Origin of the sequence: Sphingomonas echinoides ATCC 14820, assembly GCF_000241465.1 — a bacterium.
Lineage (GTDB): Bacteria > Pseudomonadota > Alphaproteobacteria > Sphingomonadales > Sphingomonadaceae > Sphingomonas > Sphingomonas echinoides.
This window is the reverse complement of the sequence record NZ_JH584235.1, coordinates 1555092-1571216: the sequence shown is the minus strand read 5'-3', so window position 1 is coordinate 1571216 and position 16125 is coordinate 1555092. Positions and strand designations below refer to the sequence as shown.

The window sequence follows — 16125 nt, the reverse complement described above, 5'->3', positions numbered from 1 at the left end:
TTCGAAAGGACCGTCCCATGGCGCTCACCGCGCTTGATCCGAAAACTGCCCTCATCATCGTCGACCTCCAAAAGGGCATCGTCGGCACCTTGGTCGCGCCTCCTATCGGGGACGTGATCGCACGCAGCCGCACGCTGGCGGATGCGTTTCGCGCACATGGTCTGCCGGTGGTTGTGGTGACCGTCACGGGCGTCCCGCCAGGGCGAACCGAACAGCCGAGACGTGATCTCAGCACAGTGCCCGCGGATTTCGCCACGCTCGTGTCCGAACTCGGCCAGCAGCCGGACGACATTCTGATCACGAAGCAAAGCTGGGGGGCGTTCGCCACCACTGATCTTGAGCTGCGACTGAAAGCGCTTGGGGTCACCCAAGTCGTCATCACCGGCGTTGCGACCGCAACGGGTGTCGAGGCCACGGCTCGACAGGCCTATGAGCACGGCTTCAACGTCATCCTCGCCACCGACGCGATGACCGATACGCGGCCGGAAGCGCATGATCACAGTATCCGCAGCGTCTTCCCGCGGCTGGGCGAGACCGGATCGACCGACGACATCCTCGCCCTTTTGGAAAGGACCGCCTGATGCCCTGGCTTCACCTGCTGGCTTATGCCTTCGGAGGCGCCTTTCTGGCGAATGCGGTTCCGCACTTCGTCAGCGGAATGATGGGGCGGCCGTTCCAAAGCCCCTTTGCCACGCCGTCCGGTGAGGGGCTGTCTTCCTCGACCGTGAATGTGCTGTGGGGCTTTGCCAATCTCGTTTTCTTCTATCTGCTGGTCGCCCAGATCGGTGATTTCGATGGGCGCAACCCGGCGCATGCCGCTGCGCTCGGGCTGGGCATGCTGGCGATCGGGCTCTTTGCCGCCCGGCATTTCGGGCGTTTCCATGGCGGCACCATGCCCGAGCGTTCGTGAGCGTGCCCGCGACCGGCATGTTCCGGTCGCTGCGGGGGTATAATTACCGGGTGTGGGTCGGCGGCGCGTTCGTCTCCAACATCGGCACCTGGGTGCAGCGTACCGCGCAGGACTGGCTGGTCCTGACGGTGCTGACCCAGCATAGCGCTGCTGCGGTCGGCCTCGTTATGGCGTTGCAGTTTGGTCCGCAGTTTCTGTTGCTGCCCTGGACCGGATTCGCCGCCGATCACCTCGACCAGCGCAAGTTGCTGATCGCCACGCAAGCGGCAATGGGGGTGCTCGCGCTGGCGCTTGGCGTGCTCACCGTCAGCGGCAGGGTGCAGCTTTGGCACGTTTATGGTTTCGCCTTCCTGTTCGGGAGCGCGGCGGCATTCGACGCGCCGGTGCGGCAGGTGTTCGTCGCGCAGCTGGTGGGCGACGCTGATCTCGGCAACGCAGTCGCGCTCAATTCGACCTCCTTCAACGCCGCGCGGATGATCGGCCCGGCGATAGCGGGTTTGGTGATCGCCGCGATCGGCACGGGATGGGCTTTCCTTATCAACGGCGCGTCGTTCGTCGCCGTGCTGGTTTCGCTGCTGTCGCTGCGCGCGCGCGAACTGCATCCGCAACCGCGCGCGCGCCGCACGACCGGCAGTTTTACCGAGGGCTTCCGCTACGTCTGGGCGCGCGGTGACCTCAAGGCGATCCTGATCATGCTGTTCCTGATCGGCACCTTCGGGCTGAACTTCCCGATCTTTATCTCCACCATGGCGGTTAGCGTGTTCCATGCGGACGCGCGCGGCTATGGCCTGTTGTCGTCGATCATGGCGATCGGCACGGTGAGCGGGGCGTTGCTCAGCGCCGGGCGCGAGCAGCCCGGATTTCCCGCGCTGCTCGTGGGAGCTTGCCTTTTCGGGATCGGCTGCGCGCTGGCCGCGATCGCCCCTGGCTACTGGTTCTTCGCCGCTGCGCTGGTTCTGATCGGGGTCGCGGCGCTCACCTTCACCAACACGACCAACAGCCTGATGCAGCTGTCGACCGAGCCGAACATGCGCGGCCGCGTGATGGCGCTGCGCATCGGCGTTGCCATGGGAGGAACGCCGATCGGGGCCCCGATCGTGGGATGGGTTGCCGACCATATGGGGCCGCGCTGGGCGCTTGGCGTAGGAGCCGCGTCGGGCTTCGCCGCGGCTATCGTCGCCCTGGTCTTTCTGGAGAAGAGCCGACACTGGCGGCAAGCAAGCGATCGAAGAGCAGATTGAGTGCCACCACCGTCAGACCTCCTGCCACGGTTGCGATCAGTCGGTCGGTTAGCAGGGCGGGGGTGATCGGCTTGCCGATATCGAGCACCAGCAGGATCAGCGGGGTGCTGACGATTGCGTAAAGGAGATAGCTTCGCGCGCGGGCCCATGGCACGACCGTCGCGAGCAGACACGCGACGCTGCCAAGCGCAATCGGCGACGAGAGGCAGAACAGGATCGCGGCCGTCAGGGCAACGCCGCCGAGCGTGCCCGTCAATCGCTGCACCGTCTTCACCGGTACATGTTCGATCGGGCGTTGCGTCAGCAGCGCGACCGTCAGCAGGATCCAGAAGAAATGATGCGTCGGCCATAGCTGGCGCAGACCGCTGGCGATGCCGAGACCAAGCGCAAGCCGAAGCGGAAACTGCCATCCCTCGAGCCGGTACAGCGTGCGGCGAAAGTGGGCGCGACGTTGCGCGTTGGTCGGCCCTTGCCGGGTCTTTTGCGCAGCGCCTTCCCGGTTGCTGCCGCCACCGGACAGGAGGCCGCGTAGCGCAATATTCCACAACGCGCCCGATCCGAATATCAGCGCGGCAGCGCCACGATGCGCCGGGGCACCGTCGAGAAAGCCGACGCTCAGCACGAGATAGATGATGAAACGGATGGCACCCCCTGCGATTGGTCGACTGTAACCCGACAGGAGAGCCGCCACTGCGGCGAGCAAGACCAACGCGATGTCGGGTTGCGGCAATCCGGCGATCGCCGTCGCGGCAGCAACGGCGATCAGCGCAGGGGCAACCGTCTGGCTGAGGGGTGGAGGCGGTGCTGCCGTGCTGCCGCCCGTGCCGGCCAGCAGGATCGCGCCGAGTCCGATCGTGAAGCCCGCCTCCGCGTGTTTGAGCATCAGGCCGACGACAACGGGGGCTCCCATGCCTAGCGCGGCGATCAGCAACATGCGCACGCTGACGGGCTCCCCCCGATCGATCGCCATGACATCGCGCCAAAGCCGGGAGGGGGCGGTCCGCCGCAGGACGGCTGTGGTTCTCGCAAGGTCCGGCACGCCCACGCTCCTATTGTCGGTCACCAATTAATACGCTATGCGTAGTATTATGTCGAGCGCGCACGATCGGGAAAGTGACGAGGCGCGGATCGTGCGGGCGGTGCTGCGCCTTGCACGGGCCATGCGCCGGTCGGCGGGTGCAGCCGAGCTGACGGGCGGCGGGCTCGCGCTGATTGCTACGCTGTATCGTAACGGGCCGATGAGTGCGGTGGCCCTCGCCCGCGCGGAGGGGCTGCAACCGCAGTCGCTGAGCCGCCTTCTTGTGCGGATGGAGGGCGATTCGCTGATCGAGCGCACGGTCGATCCCACGGACCGCAGACGCCACGTCATCACGCTGACCTCTCGGGGACGCAGCGCGCTGGGTTCGGCGATGACTCAGCGCCGCGAATGGCTCGGCACCATGATCGCCGAACGACTGAGCGAGGCTGAGCGCGCAAGCTTGCTCGCCGCGGCCGAGATCATGCTCAGGATTGCCGATCCCTTGGAGGACGACCATGCCGCCGATTGACGAACCGACGCTGCTCGCCGCCGAGCCGCAAATCTATGTCGCGAATGTTGAGACGGCTGCGGCCTTCTATGTCGGTACGCTCGGCTTCGAGCTGGTCTTCTCGCACGGCGAGCCCCCCTTTTACGCGCAGGTCGCGCGCGGCGCGGCAAGGCTGAACCTGCGGTTTGTTGACGGCCCGGTTTATGCCGAGGATTGTCGCGCGAGGAACACGGATCTGCTCGCCGCCGTCATCACGGTGCGCGGCATTGCGGCGTTGTTCGCCGCATATGCGGCGGCCGGGGCGGAATTTCATCAGCAGCCGAGGCGCGAGCCGTGGGGATCGAACACCTTCATCGTTCGCGATCCGGACGGTAATCTGATCGCATTCGCGGGCGATTGAACATGCCTGACCGGTACGAACGGTAGCGGCTGCGGCGTTTCTTACCTGACTTGCGCGGCGGGTGAGACCCAGCCTCGGCCTGTTTTCAGGTCAAGCGTGAGATCACCGTGAGAGCAATGCGTCACCCGCGCTGGCGCGGCCTTTCCGATCATTCGCCGATCTTGCTGGAATATTGAGGCAAACTGGAAGCTTCCCACAATCACGCCGGAAGCGTTGCCTCAAAGGCTGTTTTCCCCGAGCGCGAGAAGGCCAGTGTCAGATCGCCGCCATGGCCGCGCAGAATCTGGCGTGCGAGCGACAGGCCTATTCCGCTACCCTCGGCTTTGGTCGTAAAAAACGGTCGAAAGATTTCGCTCGCGTCCTGCGCCGCGATTCCGGGCCCGTTGTCGACGATCGCGATCAGCGTCCGGCCGACATGCGCCGTAAACATCAAGCGGATTTGGGCGGTTGGCAGATCGCGCAGCGCCTCTACCGCGTTCTGCAGCACGGCCCAGAGCGCGGCGGTGATCTGATCCGGGTCGATCATCACAGATGCCGGGGCTTCCTGCGTTTCGACCACCAGGTCGATCGCCGGCCAGCGCGACGTGAACAGCTTGGCGAGATCGCTTGCGAACCCGGCGACCGCAATGCGGCGTGGGTCGGGGTGCGGCAGGCGCGCGAGTGCGCGGTAGCTTTCGCCGAAACGGTGCAGGCTGGCCGCACGCCGCGCGACGGTTTCGATCGCTTCGCGAACCTCCGGCAGCTCGGGTACGGGATCGTCGAGCATCGCCACGGCTGTGGCGGCAAGCGAGGCGATCGGCGTCAGCGCGTTGACGATTTCGTGGCTCAGCACCTGCACGAGCTCGCGCAAAGCGGCGGCCTCTGCGGCCTTGAGTTCGGTGTCGATGTCGATCAACGCACCGATCCGCAGCATCCGGTCGGCCAGCGCCAGGTCGCTCGTGGTAAGCGCATAGCTTCGCACCGCACCGGCATCGTCCAGTTCGATTTTTGCGGTGCGGCCGGGGCGGGTGGCGGACAGCGCTTCGATCAGCGCGGTCGGCGCATCGGGGACCAGATCGTTTGCGCCCAGCAAGCGTCGCGCCGCGCGGTTGACCGCCTTCAACCGGTCGCCATCGAGTGACACCAGCGGGGCAGGGGAGAGGTCGAGATAGGCGGTCAGGCGGTGTAGCGCGTCGGAGTCGGACGGTGCACGCGGCGGTGCGGCTGGCGCGGGGAGCGGCGCGGTGGCATCGATCGCGCCGAGTAAGCCGGTCCAGATCGCGACCATGGTCGCCAGCACCGCGGTCGCATACATTCCGCGCGTCGCGGCGAGCGCGAGCAGCGCGCCCGCCGCCGTAAGCACGAGGGCTTGGACGAAGCGGCGGCGGCGCTCAGAGGCCATAGCGCGCCATCCGCCGATACAGCGCCGCGCGTGTCAGTCCCAGTTCGGCGGCAGCGCGGCTCACATTGAACGCGTGGCGCTTGAGCGCGGCATCGATCATCGCCTGCTCGCTCTGCGCGAGCGACCGGACGGTTTCGGGCGCGCGTTGGGCATCGTCGGCGGCCGAAGAGAGCCGATCGTCCAGCCCGGTCGCACCGTCGGTGCCGAGCAGCACCGCGCGTTCCATGAGAAGGCGTACTTCGCGGACATTGTCGGGCCACGCGGACTGCGCAATGGCCTTTGCGGTCGCGTCGGAGATCGGTTGATCGACCTTGCCATGCCGGTGCGCGAAGACCGACCGAAAGTGGCGCGCGAGCAGGAGCGCGTCGCCCTCGCGTGCGGCGAGCGGTGGCAGGAAGATCTCGACGGTGTTGAGCCGGTACAGCAGGTCTTCGCCGACTGCGGCACGCAGGCCCACGCGATCGAGCCGTGTCGTCGCGATCACGCGCGCGCCGTCGAGCCGCTGTGCAAGGTCGGCCTGCAGCCCGCGCGCCAGGCGATCGACCTGGTCGATCACCAGCGTCCCGCCCAGCGCGGCGGTGGATTGCACCGCAAGCGTCGCGCTGTCGGCGGTCTCGGCGTGGAGCGTGACGAAGGGCGCATCGGCGCGCGTCGAGCCCTGATGGAGCAGCCGGGCGACCAGCGTCTTGCCTGTGCCCGTCGCCCCGCTGACCAGCACCGGTGCCTCGGTCGGGGCGACGCGGGCGATCAGATCGCGCACCCGCGCGATTGCGGCACTTTCGCCGAGCAACAGGCCCTCGGTAACCGGCGGTACGCTTGTCGCGTCGAGCTTTGCGCGGCGCAGCGCAATGCCGCGCTGGACCGTCGCGAGCAGGCGTTCGTTGCTCCACGGCTTGATCACGAAATCGGTCGCGCCCTGGCGCATCGCCTGGACCGCGACGGCGATCCCGCTATGGCCGGTGACGACGATCACTACGGCGTGGCGGTCGGCGGCGATGAGCCGGTCGAGCAGCGCGAACCCCTCTTCGCCGCTGGTGCGCCCACGCGCGAAGTTGAGATCGAGCAGGATGACGTCGATCGGACGCTCGGCGAGGCGCACCCAGGCTGCCGCTGGATCAGCCGCGATCGAAACGGCCATGCCTTGGCGTTCGAGCAACAGGCGCGCGGCCTTGGCGACGTCGGCATCGTCTTCGACGATCAGGATGACGGGCGATTCGCTTGACATGGTCGCACATAGTGTCCGGAAACGGACAGTCCGTACAGATGCGGTGCCCGGCCGCTCGGATCAGCCCGTAAACCGTCGGATTTCCGCGCCTTAGCGCGATCGTCTCGCATTCGGTAAAGTGTCCTCATGACGCAGACGACCCCTTCCGGAGCCGCGATGGACCGGCGCATCGAGCGGCCGCATGCCAAGCGGCGGCGCATGATCGCGCGCAGTGCGATCGGCATTGCGGTGGTCGCGGCGGCGATCCTGCTGTGGTGGCTGATGCCCGGTGCCAATGCGCTGAGCGTGGACGCCGCCGCGATCCGCACCGGGGTGGTGGTGCGCGCGCCATTCCGCGATTTCGTGCCGTTGCGTGCCGAAGTCGCGCCGCTGCGCACTGTGTTTGTCACCGCCATCTCGGGTGGTCAGGTCGCCGAACTGGCGGCGGCTGATGGTGCGATGGTCGCGGCGGGCACACCGCTCGCGCGCCTCTCCAACCCGACGCTCGCGCTCGATGTGGCCAGCCGCTCGGCAGAGATCGTCGGCCAGTTGAGTGCGATCAGCGGACAACGCCTGTCGGTACAGAATACCCGCGAGGGCGGTGCGCGCGATCTCGCCGAGGCGCGCAACGCGCTGTCCAAGGCGCAGACGCTGCTCGGGCAAAAACAGGTGCTGTTCGACAAGGGCATTATCGCGCGCGCCGCGATCGATCCGGTGCGCGAGGATGTCGCGTACCAGCAGGCGCGGGTCGCCACGCTCCAGCGCGGCGCGAGCGAGGCGGCCGTCACGCTGGCTGACCAATCTTCGGGGATCGCCGCGACGGCGCGGCAATTGCGCGAGAGCCTGGCGATGGTGCGCGCGAGCCTGTCGGCGCTGGTGATCCGCGCGCCGGTCGCCGGACGGCTCACCGCCTTTACGCTCCAGCCGGGGCAAATGCTCAAGGGCGGCGATCCGGTCGGGCAGATCGATTCCGAAGGGCAATGGAAGCTGACCGCCGATGTTGATCAATTCTATCTCGGCCGCGTTCGCACGGGCCTAGGCGCGACCGCCGACCTTGACGGGCGCAGCTATCCGATGACCGTGCTGAAGGTGTTGCCGCAAGTGACCGCCGGCCGCTTCCGCGTCGAACTCGCCTTCCGGGGCAGCGCGCCGCTCGGGCTCAACCGTGGCCAGACGCTCGACGTGCGGCTTGTGCTCGGGGCGGACCGGCCTGCGATCGTCGCGCCCTCGGGCGGCTGGCTTGATGCTGGCGGCACCACGGCCTTCGTGCTCGACGGCGATGCGAAAGCCGTGCGCCGCGCGATCGTTACCGCGCGGCGCAATCCCGATCAGGTCGAGATCATCTCCGGCCTCGCCCCCGGCGAGCGGATCGTGACCACCGCGCTCAGCCCCTATTCCGCCTTCCAGACGCTTTTTCTCAAATAGCCAGACTCTTCTCCTCAAACAGGATGTGTCCATGATCCAGCTCCAGGATGTCAGCCGCACTTATGCCTCGGACGAGATCGAGACGACCGCGCTCGGCGGGATCGAACTCGCCGTCGAGGCGGGCGAATTCGTCGCGATCATGGGGCCGTCGGGGTGCGGCAAATCGACCCTGCTCAATATCCTCGGCACGATCGATCGCCCGAGCGGCGGGCGCTATCTGTTCGAGGGCACCGACATTGCGCGCGCGCCGGAGGGCGAGCTTGCGAAGCTGCGGCGCGACCGGCTGGGCTTCATCTTTCAGAGTTTCAATCTGATCGACGAGTTGACGATCGCCGAGAATGTCGCGCTCGGTCTTGCCTATCGTCCCATGTCGTCGCGGGACAAGAAGGAGCGCGTCGCCGCGGCGATGGATCGCGTCGGCATCGCGCACCGCCAGCGGCACCATCCCTACCAGCTTTCGGGAGGCCAGCAGCAGCGCGCCGCGATTGCGCGCGCGATCGTCGGCACGCCGCGGCTGATCCTCGCCGACGAGCCGACCGGTAATCTCGATACCGAGAATGGGGCGCAGGTGATGGACATTCTTGAGCAGCTCAACGCCGACGGATCGACGATCGTGATGGTCACGCATTCGCCGGCGCATGCCGACATCGCCAAGCGCACGGTGCATATGCTGGATGGCCGTATCCTCTCCTCCGCACGCCGGGCGGCCTAAGATGCTGACCTCGCTCTATCGCTCGCTCACGCACCATCGGCTGTTCGCGGCGCTCAACATCGGCGGGCTCGCGCTCGGGATCGCGACGTTCATTGTGCTGGCCCTGTTCGTCCGGTTCGAAGCGAGCTTCGACCGAGCGCTGCCCGGGCAGGACCGGCTGTGGCTGGTGGAGGAACGCTATATCATGCCGGGCTATCCGCCCGACACCAACCCGTACACGATGGGCAATCAGCTCCAGATCATGCGCGCCGATTATCCCCAACTGGCGGGGACGCGGTACAATGCCGCGTCGGTGACGATCCGCCAAGGCGCGCAAGCGACCGCCGAGGAACTCGGTACGGTTGACACCAACTTCTTTGACCTGATGCGCTTTCCCGCGGTCGAGGGCGATCCAGCCGCGACGATCGTCGACCCCGACGGGCTGGTGATCACGCAGAGCGCGGCGCGGAAATATTTCGGCAGCCAGCCCGCGATCGGCCAGACGCTCGGCATCTCGGTCCAGGGGAAGCTGTACGCCTACCGCGTTGGCGCGGTGCTGCGCGACATGCCCGCCAACGTGACGTTCAAGGACGAGATGTTCGCGCAAATCGTGCCCGCGCGCTTCGCCAGCGAATATTGGGATCATTGGGGCAGCACGTCGCTGACCACCTTGCTGCGCTTCCCCGACGAGACGGCGGCACGCGCCTTCGAAGCCCAATTGCCAGCCTTTCTCGATCGCCACGCTTATGCCAGCGGCAACCTCAAGAAAGGCCAGTATTTCCAGACGCTGCGTCCCCTGACCGGCATGCATCTCTACACGCCGGGCGACCGTGCGATCGTGACGACGCTGGCCGTGGTCGGGTTGCTGACACTGCTGATCGCCATCGTCAATTACGTGAATTTGGCGACCGCGCGCGCGGGGCTCCGGGCGCGGGAAGTGGCGATGCGCAAGGTGCTGGGGGGCACGCGGCGCGCGCTGGTGCTACAATTTCTTGGCGAAGCCGTCGCCACGGTCGCGATGGCGGCGTTGACGGGCCTCGCGCTTGCCGAGATCGCATTGCCGTTCCTCAACGCACTCGGCGGGACCACATTGGCGATACACTATGGCGGCTGGGACAGTATCCTGTTGCCGATGCTCGCCCTGGTGCTGGGCGTTGCCTTGGTCGCTGGGCTATACCCGGCGTTCGTGCTGTCCAGCTTTCGCCCAGCGGCGGTCCTGGCTTCGGCGCGTGCGCCGGGCGGCGGGCGTGCCGGTGCGCGGCTGCGTGGAGCGCTGGTGGTGTTCCAGTTCGCGATCGCGATCGCGTTTGCGATCACCACCGCTGCCATGCTCGCGCAGACCGCGCATATCCGCGACGCGGATCTCGGCTTCCGGCGCGATGGGTTGATGATCGTCCGCTCGTTCCGTGACCCCGCCCTCGACGTCGCGCAAAGCGCCGGGCTGTTAAGCGCGTTCGCCGCGCTGCCCGGCGTCACCGGCGTCACGGTCGGCAACAACGCCCCGGGCGACCAGAATTCGACGAACTTTTCAGGATATCATCGGCCCGGCACGCCAGACCAAAAGACGTCGATCATGGTTGTCGGCACCGGACAGGACTATTTCCGGGTGTACGGCGCGCGCTTGCTTGCCGGTCGCCTGTTCGATGCCGTGCATGCCGATGACCGTGGGCATTTGACGCTCGAACAACGCAAAGCCACCGGGCCCAATATTGTGCTCAACCGGACGGCGGTGAAAGCGCTCGGCTTCGCCGCGCCGGCGGCGGCGGTGGGGCAGACGATCAGCGACGGCAATCGCGCCGCGACGATCATCGGCGTGATCGACGACGTGCGCTTCAAAAGCCCGCGCGACCCGGTCGACCCGACCGCCTATACGTACAATACGGTCGATATCGACGAGCCGTTCGCTGTCGTGCGCTACACCGGCATCGACCCCAAGACACTGACGGCGCGACTGGAAGCGGCGTGGAAGCGCGTCGCGCCGGGCGTTCCGTTCAAAGCGCGTTCGGTCGAGGACAATCTGTTCGAGCGCTATTACAAGGAAGACGCGCAGCGCTCGCGACTGTTCACGATCGGCGCGGTGCTGGCGGTCCTGATCGGGTGTATCGGCCTGTATGGGCTGGCAGCATTCGATACCGCGCGACGCGTCAAGGAGATTGGCATCCGCAAGACGCTCGGCGCGTCCACCGCGGAGGTGTTGCGGTTGCTGATCGGCCAGTTCCTGCGGCCGGTGCTGCTGGCCAACCTCGTCGCCTGGCCGCTGGCTTTTGTCGCGTTGCAGCGCTGGCTCGGCGGCTTCGATGACCGCATCGCGCTGTCGCCGCTGTTCTTCCTTGGCGCGACGCTGGTGGCGGTGCTGATCGCTGCCGCCACGGTGTTTGGCCAGGCGTGGCGCGTCGCACGTGCCGAACCGGCGCGCGCGCTCCGCTATGAATAGGCGCGGCACCGTCGCAATGTGGGCCGCGTTGGGGAGCAAGTGGTTTGTTGCGACACGGTCGATTTGGCTGTTTACGAATCGTCTTTAATGTCCCAAAAATAACAAGATAGTGACATAAGTCGAGCAGCGTGGCGGGGTGGCGTACCTCTCCGTCGCCGGGTCGATGGGGATAAGGACCGGCGGATGCGAAGGCTTTGGGTAGTCGCTGTGGCCTTTGCCGTGGCAAGTGCGCCGTACGCCGTGGCGCAAACGCCGAGCTGGGTTGCCGAGGAGCGCGGCGAAACCCCGGATCCCGCGATCCATTATGGCGAACTCGCCAACGGGCTACGCTATGCCGTCATGCGCAGCGCCGAGCCCAAAGGCGTCGCAGTTGTCGAGTATCGCATCGCGGTCGGCACCGCGCAGCAAGCGGCGAACGAAAAGGAGTTTGCCCATCTCGTCGAGCATATGGCGTTCGGCGCGACCACCCCTTTCCCGCAGGGCGATGCGATTGCGCAATTGCAGTCTGCGGGTCTGCAATTGGGAGCGGATGTCAACGGCACGACGACGGCGCGCGGCACCGTCTACAGTCTTTCGATTCCCCAAGTGACCAGCGAGAAGCTGGCGCTGGCCTTGCGGTTTCTGCGCGGGTTTAGCGATGGCGCGCTGTTCGACGCCAATGAGGTCGAGCGGCAAAAGGGCGTGGTGGGGGCGGAGATTGCGGGTGGCGAGACGCAGGCAACGCGCGCCGCTCGCGCGCTGCGGCAGCAACTTTATCCAGAATTGCCCTATCTGTGGGAGACGCCTGCGCAACGGCTGGCCTCGCTTCACACGATTACGGCGGACCAGTTGCGCGCGTTTCATGACCGCTGGTATCGCCCCGACACCGCCTTTCTTGTCGTGGTCGGCGATGTCGATCCGGCCGAAACCGGCAAGGCGCTGGAGGCCGCGTTTGCGAGCTGGAAACGACCGTCGGGGCCACTGCCTGCGCTCAAGCCCGTGCCGTTTCAACCGCGCACACCTTCCGCTTCCGTGGTGCAGGAAGCCGGACTGACCGACTCGCTGACGCTGAGCGTGGCCAAACCGCAGCCCGATGCCGTGCTGACCCCGGTGACACGTCACGACACGATCTTGGCGACGCTCGGCATGGCGATCGTGCGCGACCGGCTTGAACGGCTCGTGCTGACGACCCCGCAATTGCCGATCACCTCGGTGTCGTTGCAAACCTCGCGCTGGCCGGAACTTGCCGAATTCTATTCTCTTTCCGCAAATTTCCGGGCCGGCAAATGGCAGGAGGCGCTGGCGCTGCTCGAAGAGGAAACGCGCCGCCCCTTGGTGACGGGTTTCACCGTCCCCGAAGTGGATCGCGCCGTCACCAACACCTTGAAGGGCGCGCGGAGCGCATCGCTGCGCGCGGCCGCGCGGACCTCGGCCGAACTGGCCAATGGCATTGTCGGTGCCTATACCGATCGCCAGGTCTTTGTGCTCCCGGAACGCAACTTCCAACGCATTTCGGAAGTGCTCAACGCCGCCTCTCCGGCGGATATCGCGGCGGCCTATAGCGCGGTGTGGCGCGAAACACCCCCGGCGATCGCTCTCGCGGGCGCGGAGGCGTTGCCCGCATCGCCGACCGTGGTGCGGGATGCCTATGCCGTGGCGCATCGGGGGCCGCTCCCGGCGCGCGATCTCGCCCTCGCCGTCGCCAAGCAATTGCCCTTGCCCGGGCCTGCAGGCAAAGTTGTCGAGCGGCACCATGTCGACGATCTCGGCGTCGAACAGGTGCGCTTTGCGAACGGCGTCCGGCTCAACATCAAACATACCGATTTCCGCGCGAATGAAGTGTTGACCACGATGCGGGTGGGCGGCGGGGTGCTGGCGCTGCCGCATGGCGAACGCCCGGTCGCGCCGCCGCTGGCGATGCTGTATCTTGGCGGCGTCGCCGGATTGAACGCCGAGCAACTGCTCGCCGGGTTGCGCGCGACCCAGGTGTCGATCGATTCGGTCGCGCTGGGAACCAACGTCGTCCAGTATCGAGGACAGAATAACCCCGCATCGCTGTCCGATCAGCTTCGGCTGTGGGCGAACCTTGTCGGCAAGCCCGACTTTGATCCGCGTGCCGACGGTTTGGTGCAAGCGCGGGTAGAGGCGGCGCTGCAAAAGGCCGACGCGACCGCGGTCGCGGCGTTTTCGCGGCGCTGGCCGGCGTTCAGCAATAGCGATTCGCGCTTCGCACCGTTGGATGTGGCCGACGTCTCCGGATTGAGTTTCGCCCAGAGTCGGCGCCGTTTCGCGCCCATTCTCGCCGATGCGCCGATCGAGGTGACGATCGTCGGCGATATCGATGTCGAGAAGGCCATTGCGGCGACGGCGGAAACGCTCGGCGCGCTGCCTCCGCGCCGCAGCCAGCCGTTGCGCGACACCGGGCCCGATCCAAAGTTCCCGACGGGAGGCGAGCCGCTGGTGTGGACGCATCACGGCGATGCGGGGCGCGCGCTGGTGGTGTCGGCCTGGCGCGCGCGCGACGGGTTCGATCCCAATGACGGCATCGTGCAGGGGGTTCTCGATGAGATTCTGCGCAACCGGCTGTTTAACGATTTGCGCCAGACATCGGGGGCTACCTATTCCCCCGCACCGCTCTTTGCGGCGTCGACCAGTGTGCGCGGCTTTGGCTATGTTGGCGCAATCGTCGAAGTCGCCACCAGCGACGTTCCGCTCGCCGAGCGCACGCTGCGCACGATTGCGAGTTCGCTCAGCGAATTGGGGCCGACCGCCGAGGAACTCGCGCGCGTGACCGCCCCGATGAAAGCCCGCGCCGCGCTGGATGCGCGGAGCAACGGCTGGTGGCTCAACGCGCTCGACTGGGCACAGACACAGCCGGATGCGTTGGCGCGCGCGCGCGGCTATCAAAGCGCGCTGGCTGCGCTGTCGGTTGACCAATTGAAAGCCCGCGCCGCCGAAGTCTTTGGCACGCAGCCGGTCACGATCCGCGTTATGCCCGGTCCCGCCGCCAAGCCCTGAGCCGCGCGGCCCTGCGCGGGCGACTCTACCGCACCACCGGCAGCACGATCTTCGACCCCGCGCACACCTGTTGTGTTGCCTTGACGAAATCGGCGGGCGTGGCGCGGGCGATGTTGGGGACGAAGCTTTGCGGGTTGCGGTCGATTACTGGGAACCAGCTCGACTGCACCTGCACCATGATGCGGTGGCCCTTCAGGAAGACATGGTCGTGCTCGCGCAAGGGCACGTCCCAGTGCGTCACCTTGTTCGGCACCAGCGCTTGCGGTGTGGTGTCGCTGGCGAGGAACCGGCCACGGCGGACGTCCATCGCGATCGGCAATTGGTAGCCGCTCAGCGACTTGGCATAATCGCCGGGCTTGGGATGTTCGGGGGCCTTTGCCGCATCCTCGGGATAAACGTCGATCAGCTTGACGACGAAATCACTGTCGGTGCCGCTGGTCGCGGCGGCGAGATCGGCGAGCACACTGCCGGTCACCGTCAAATCGGCGTCGAGCGGCGCGCTGGTGTAGCTCAGCACATCGGGGCGGCCCTGCAGGAAGCGCTGGTCGGCGGCTTCCCACCATGACCAATCGGGCGAGAGATAGGTGCCTGACATCGGGCGCGGGCGGAACGGCACGGGGTTGGCCGGATCCGACACATAGTCGCGGCAGCCCTCGCTGGCAGCGGGCGCGGTGAAGGAAAGCGAGCCGTCGGCGTGGAGATACAGCTCGGTCGCTTTCGCACCGGGCACGGGCCAGCCGGGATAGCTTTTCCACGTCCAGCTCCCGCTCTGGAAGCTCTTCACGCCCGAGGTCGGGCGCAGGCCGGTGCCGTGCAGCCAATAAGCGAAGAACGGGGCCTGGATCTGTTCCTGGAATTGCGGGCCGCTGGGGACGCCATAGGGGATCGGCCCCAGCGCGGCCGTCGGGCCTTGCCACCAGCCATGCGCCCACGGCCCGGCGACCATCGTCGCCAGATGATCGGGGTCGTTCTGCGCTTGCTTGAAATAGATTTGCCAGGAGCCCCACGGATCTTCCTGATCCCAATAGCCCGCGACGTTGAGTGTCGGCACGGTCGTCTTGCCGAGTTTGTCGCTCCAGCGCTGATCGGTGTAGAAACGATCGTGATTGGGATGATCGAGCAAAGCGGTGAACATCGGCACCTGGCCCTTGAACACTTGCCGGTCGATTTCCGCGACCGGGCCCTTGCTCAGGAACCAGTCATAGGTGTCATAGCGGTCATACTGAAAATCAGTGTCCTTGGTCTTGTCGAGCTGCAGCATCGACAGCCAGTCGATGGCGTAGCTCAGCCGCAGCGCGCCATTGCGGTGGAGATCATCGGACTTCCAATAATCGATCCAGGCGGCTTGCGGGCTGACGGCCTTTAGCGCGGGGTGCGGGCCGATCAGCGCCACGGCGGCGGCGAAGCCGGGATAGGACACACCCCACATGCCGACCTTGCCGGTGTTGCCCTTCACATGCTTCACCAGCCAGTCGATGCTGTCATAGGCATCGGTCGATTCATCGGTGACCTTGGGCTTATCCGGATGGACGGCGGTCGACAGCGTGAACACGCCGTCCGATTTGAAGCGCCCGCGCATCGACTGGTAGACGTAGATATAGCCATCTTTGTCGAGCGAGACCTGGTTGCCGGGGACCTTGGCCGGGGGCGCATCGGGCACGCCATAAGGCGTGCGCTGGAACAGGATCGGCAGCGGCCCGGTCTTGTCCCTTGGGCGCAGGATGACGGTTTGCAGCCGCGCGCCATCGCGCACCGGGACCATCACTTCTTCATAGCTATAGGGGGATTGCGCCTGCGCCGTCGGGGCGGGGGCGGCTTGCGGGCGGGCGACGAGCGCGACCGAGAGCAGCGCGGCGCTGGTCGCGAGAAGAACCTTCAGTGTTCGCATAACGCCCCCAATACAAGCCCGTCACCCC

General features: G+C 66.4%; 13 protein-coding genes. 9 read left to right on the top strand and 4 right to left on the bottom strand.

The window, feature by feature from the left end:
* Positions 1–17 precede the first annotated feature (17 nt).
* The 3 genes from ON00_RS07400 to ON00_RS07390 are packed head-to-tail and all read left to right on the top strand — an operon-like array spanning position 18 to position 2151.
* Positions 18–581, top strand: a complete 564-nt coding sequence (locus ON00_RS07400; protein ID WP_010404522.1) for an isochorismatase family protein — start codon at positions 18–20, stop codon at positions 579–581.
* Complete coding sequence (locus tag ON00_RS07395) at positions 581–910, top strand: hypothetical protein (RefSeq protein ID WP_010404521.1); 330 nt, start codon at positions 581–583, stop codon at positions 908–910. Before ON00_RS07400 ends, ON00_RS07395 begins: the two co-directional genes overlap by 1 nt.
* On the top strand, positions 907–2151 hold the full coding sequence (locus tag ON00_RS07390; protein ID WP_010404520.1) for an MFS transporter: 1245 nt from the start codon (positions 907–909) through the stop codon (positions 2149–2151). Before ON00_RS07395 ends, ON00_RS07390 begins: the two co-directional genes overlap by 4 nt.
* On the opposite strand, the gene ON00_RS07385 is transcribed toward ON00_RS07390, so the two are convergent.
* Positions 2081–3121: an FUSC family protein gene (locus tag ON00_RS07385; protein WP_010404519.1), complete on the bottom strand. Its 1041-nt coding sequence runs from the start codon at positions 3119–3121 to the stop codon at positions 2081–2083. The genes ON00_RS07390 and ON00_RS07385 overlap by 71 nt on opposite strands.
* Positions 3122–3227: 106 nt before the next feature.
* Between ON00_RS07385 and ON00_RS07380 the strand changes: the two genes are divergently transcribed.
* Both ON00_RS07380 and ON00_RS07375 read left to right on the top strand, forming a co-directional pair.
* Positions 3228–3698: a MarR family winged helix-turn-helix transcriptional regulator gene (locus tag ON00_RS07380; protein WP_245535544.1), complete on the top strand. Its 471-nt coding sequence runs from the start codon at positions 3228–3230 to the stop codon at positions 3696–3698.
* Positions 3685–4077: a VOC family protein gene (locus ON00_RS07375; RefSeq protein WP_010404514.1), complete on the top strand. Its 393-nt coding sequence runs from the start codon at positions 3685–3687 to the stop codon at positions 4075–4077. The genes ON00_RS07380 and ON00_RS07375 overlap by 14 nt, the downstream gene beginning before the upstream one ends.
* Positions 4078–4276: 199 nt before the next feature.
* Here the strand turns inward: ON00_RS07375 and ON00_RS07370 are convergent, their stop codons facing one another.
* Both ON00_RS07370 and ON00_RS07365 read right to left on the bottom strand, forming a co-directional pair.
* Positions 4277–5458 carry a sensor histidine kinase gene (locus ON00_RS07370; protein ID WP_010404511.1) on the bottom strand — a complete coding sequence of 394 codons (1182 nt, stop codon included), beginning with the start codon at positions 5456–5458 and terminating at the stop codon, positions 4277–4279.
* Positions 5448–6683: a sigma-54-dependent transcriptional regulator gene (locus ON00_RS07365; protein ID WP_010404509.1), complete on the bottom strand. Its 1236-nt coding sequence runs from the start codon at positions 6681–6683 to the stop codon at positions 5448–5450. Before ON00_RS07365 ends, ON00_RS07370 begins: the two co-directional genes overlap by 11 nt.
* A gap of 126 nt (positions 6684–6809) precedes the next feature.
* Here ON00_RS07365 and ON00_RS07360 point away from each other — a divergent pair, with 126 nt between their 5' ends.
* The 4 genes from ON00_RS07360 to ON00_RS07345 all read left to right on the top strand — a co-directional run bounded on the left by ON00_RS07360 (position 6810) and on the right by ON00_RS07345 (position 14209).
* Positions 6810–8087 (top strand): efflux RND transporter periplasmic adaptor subunit, encoded by a 1278-nt coding sequence (locus ON00_RS07360; RefSeq protein ID WP_029622512.1) that lies wholly within the window; start codon positions 6810–6812, stop codon positions 8085–8087.
* A gap of 31 nt (positions 8088–8118) precedes the next feature.
* Positions 8119–8799 carry an ABC transporter ATP-binding protein gene (locus tag ON00_RS07355; RefSeq protein WP_010404505.1) on the top strand — a complete coding sequence of 227 codons (681 nt, stop codon included), beginning with the start codon at positions 8119–8121 and terminating at the stop codon, positions 8797–8799.
* 1 nt (position 8800) lies between these two features.
* Positions 8801–11212: an ABC transporter permease gene (locus ON00_RS07350; RefSeq protein WP_010404503.1), complete on the top strand. Its 2412-nt coding sequence runs from the start codon at positions 8801–8803 to the stop codon at positions 11210–11212.
* Between the two features lie 207 nt (positions 11213–11419).
* Positions 11420–14209 carry a M16 family metallopeptidase gene (locus ON00_RS07345; protein WP_010404501.1) on the top strand — a complete coding sequence of 930 codons (2790 nt, stop codon included), beginning with the start codon at positions 11420–11422 and terminating at the stop codon, positions 14207–14209.
* Positions 14210–14234: 25 nt separating this feature from the next.
* Here ON00_RS07345 and ON00_RS07340 read toward each other — a convergent pair whose 3' ends face one another.
* Positions 14235–16097 carry a CocE/NonD family hydrolase gene (locus ON00_RS07340; protein WP_010404498.1) on the bottom strand — a complete coding sequence of 621 codons (1863 nt, stop codon included), beginning with the start codon at positions 16095–16097 and terminating at the stop codon, positions 14235–14237.
* Between the last annotated feature and the right edge of the window lie 28 nt (positions 16098–16125).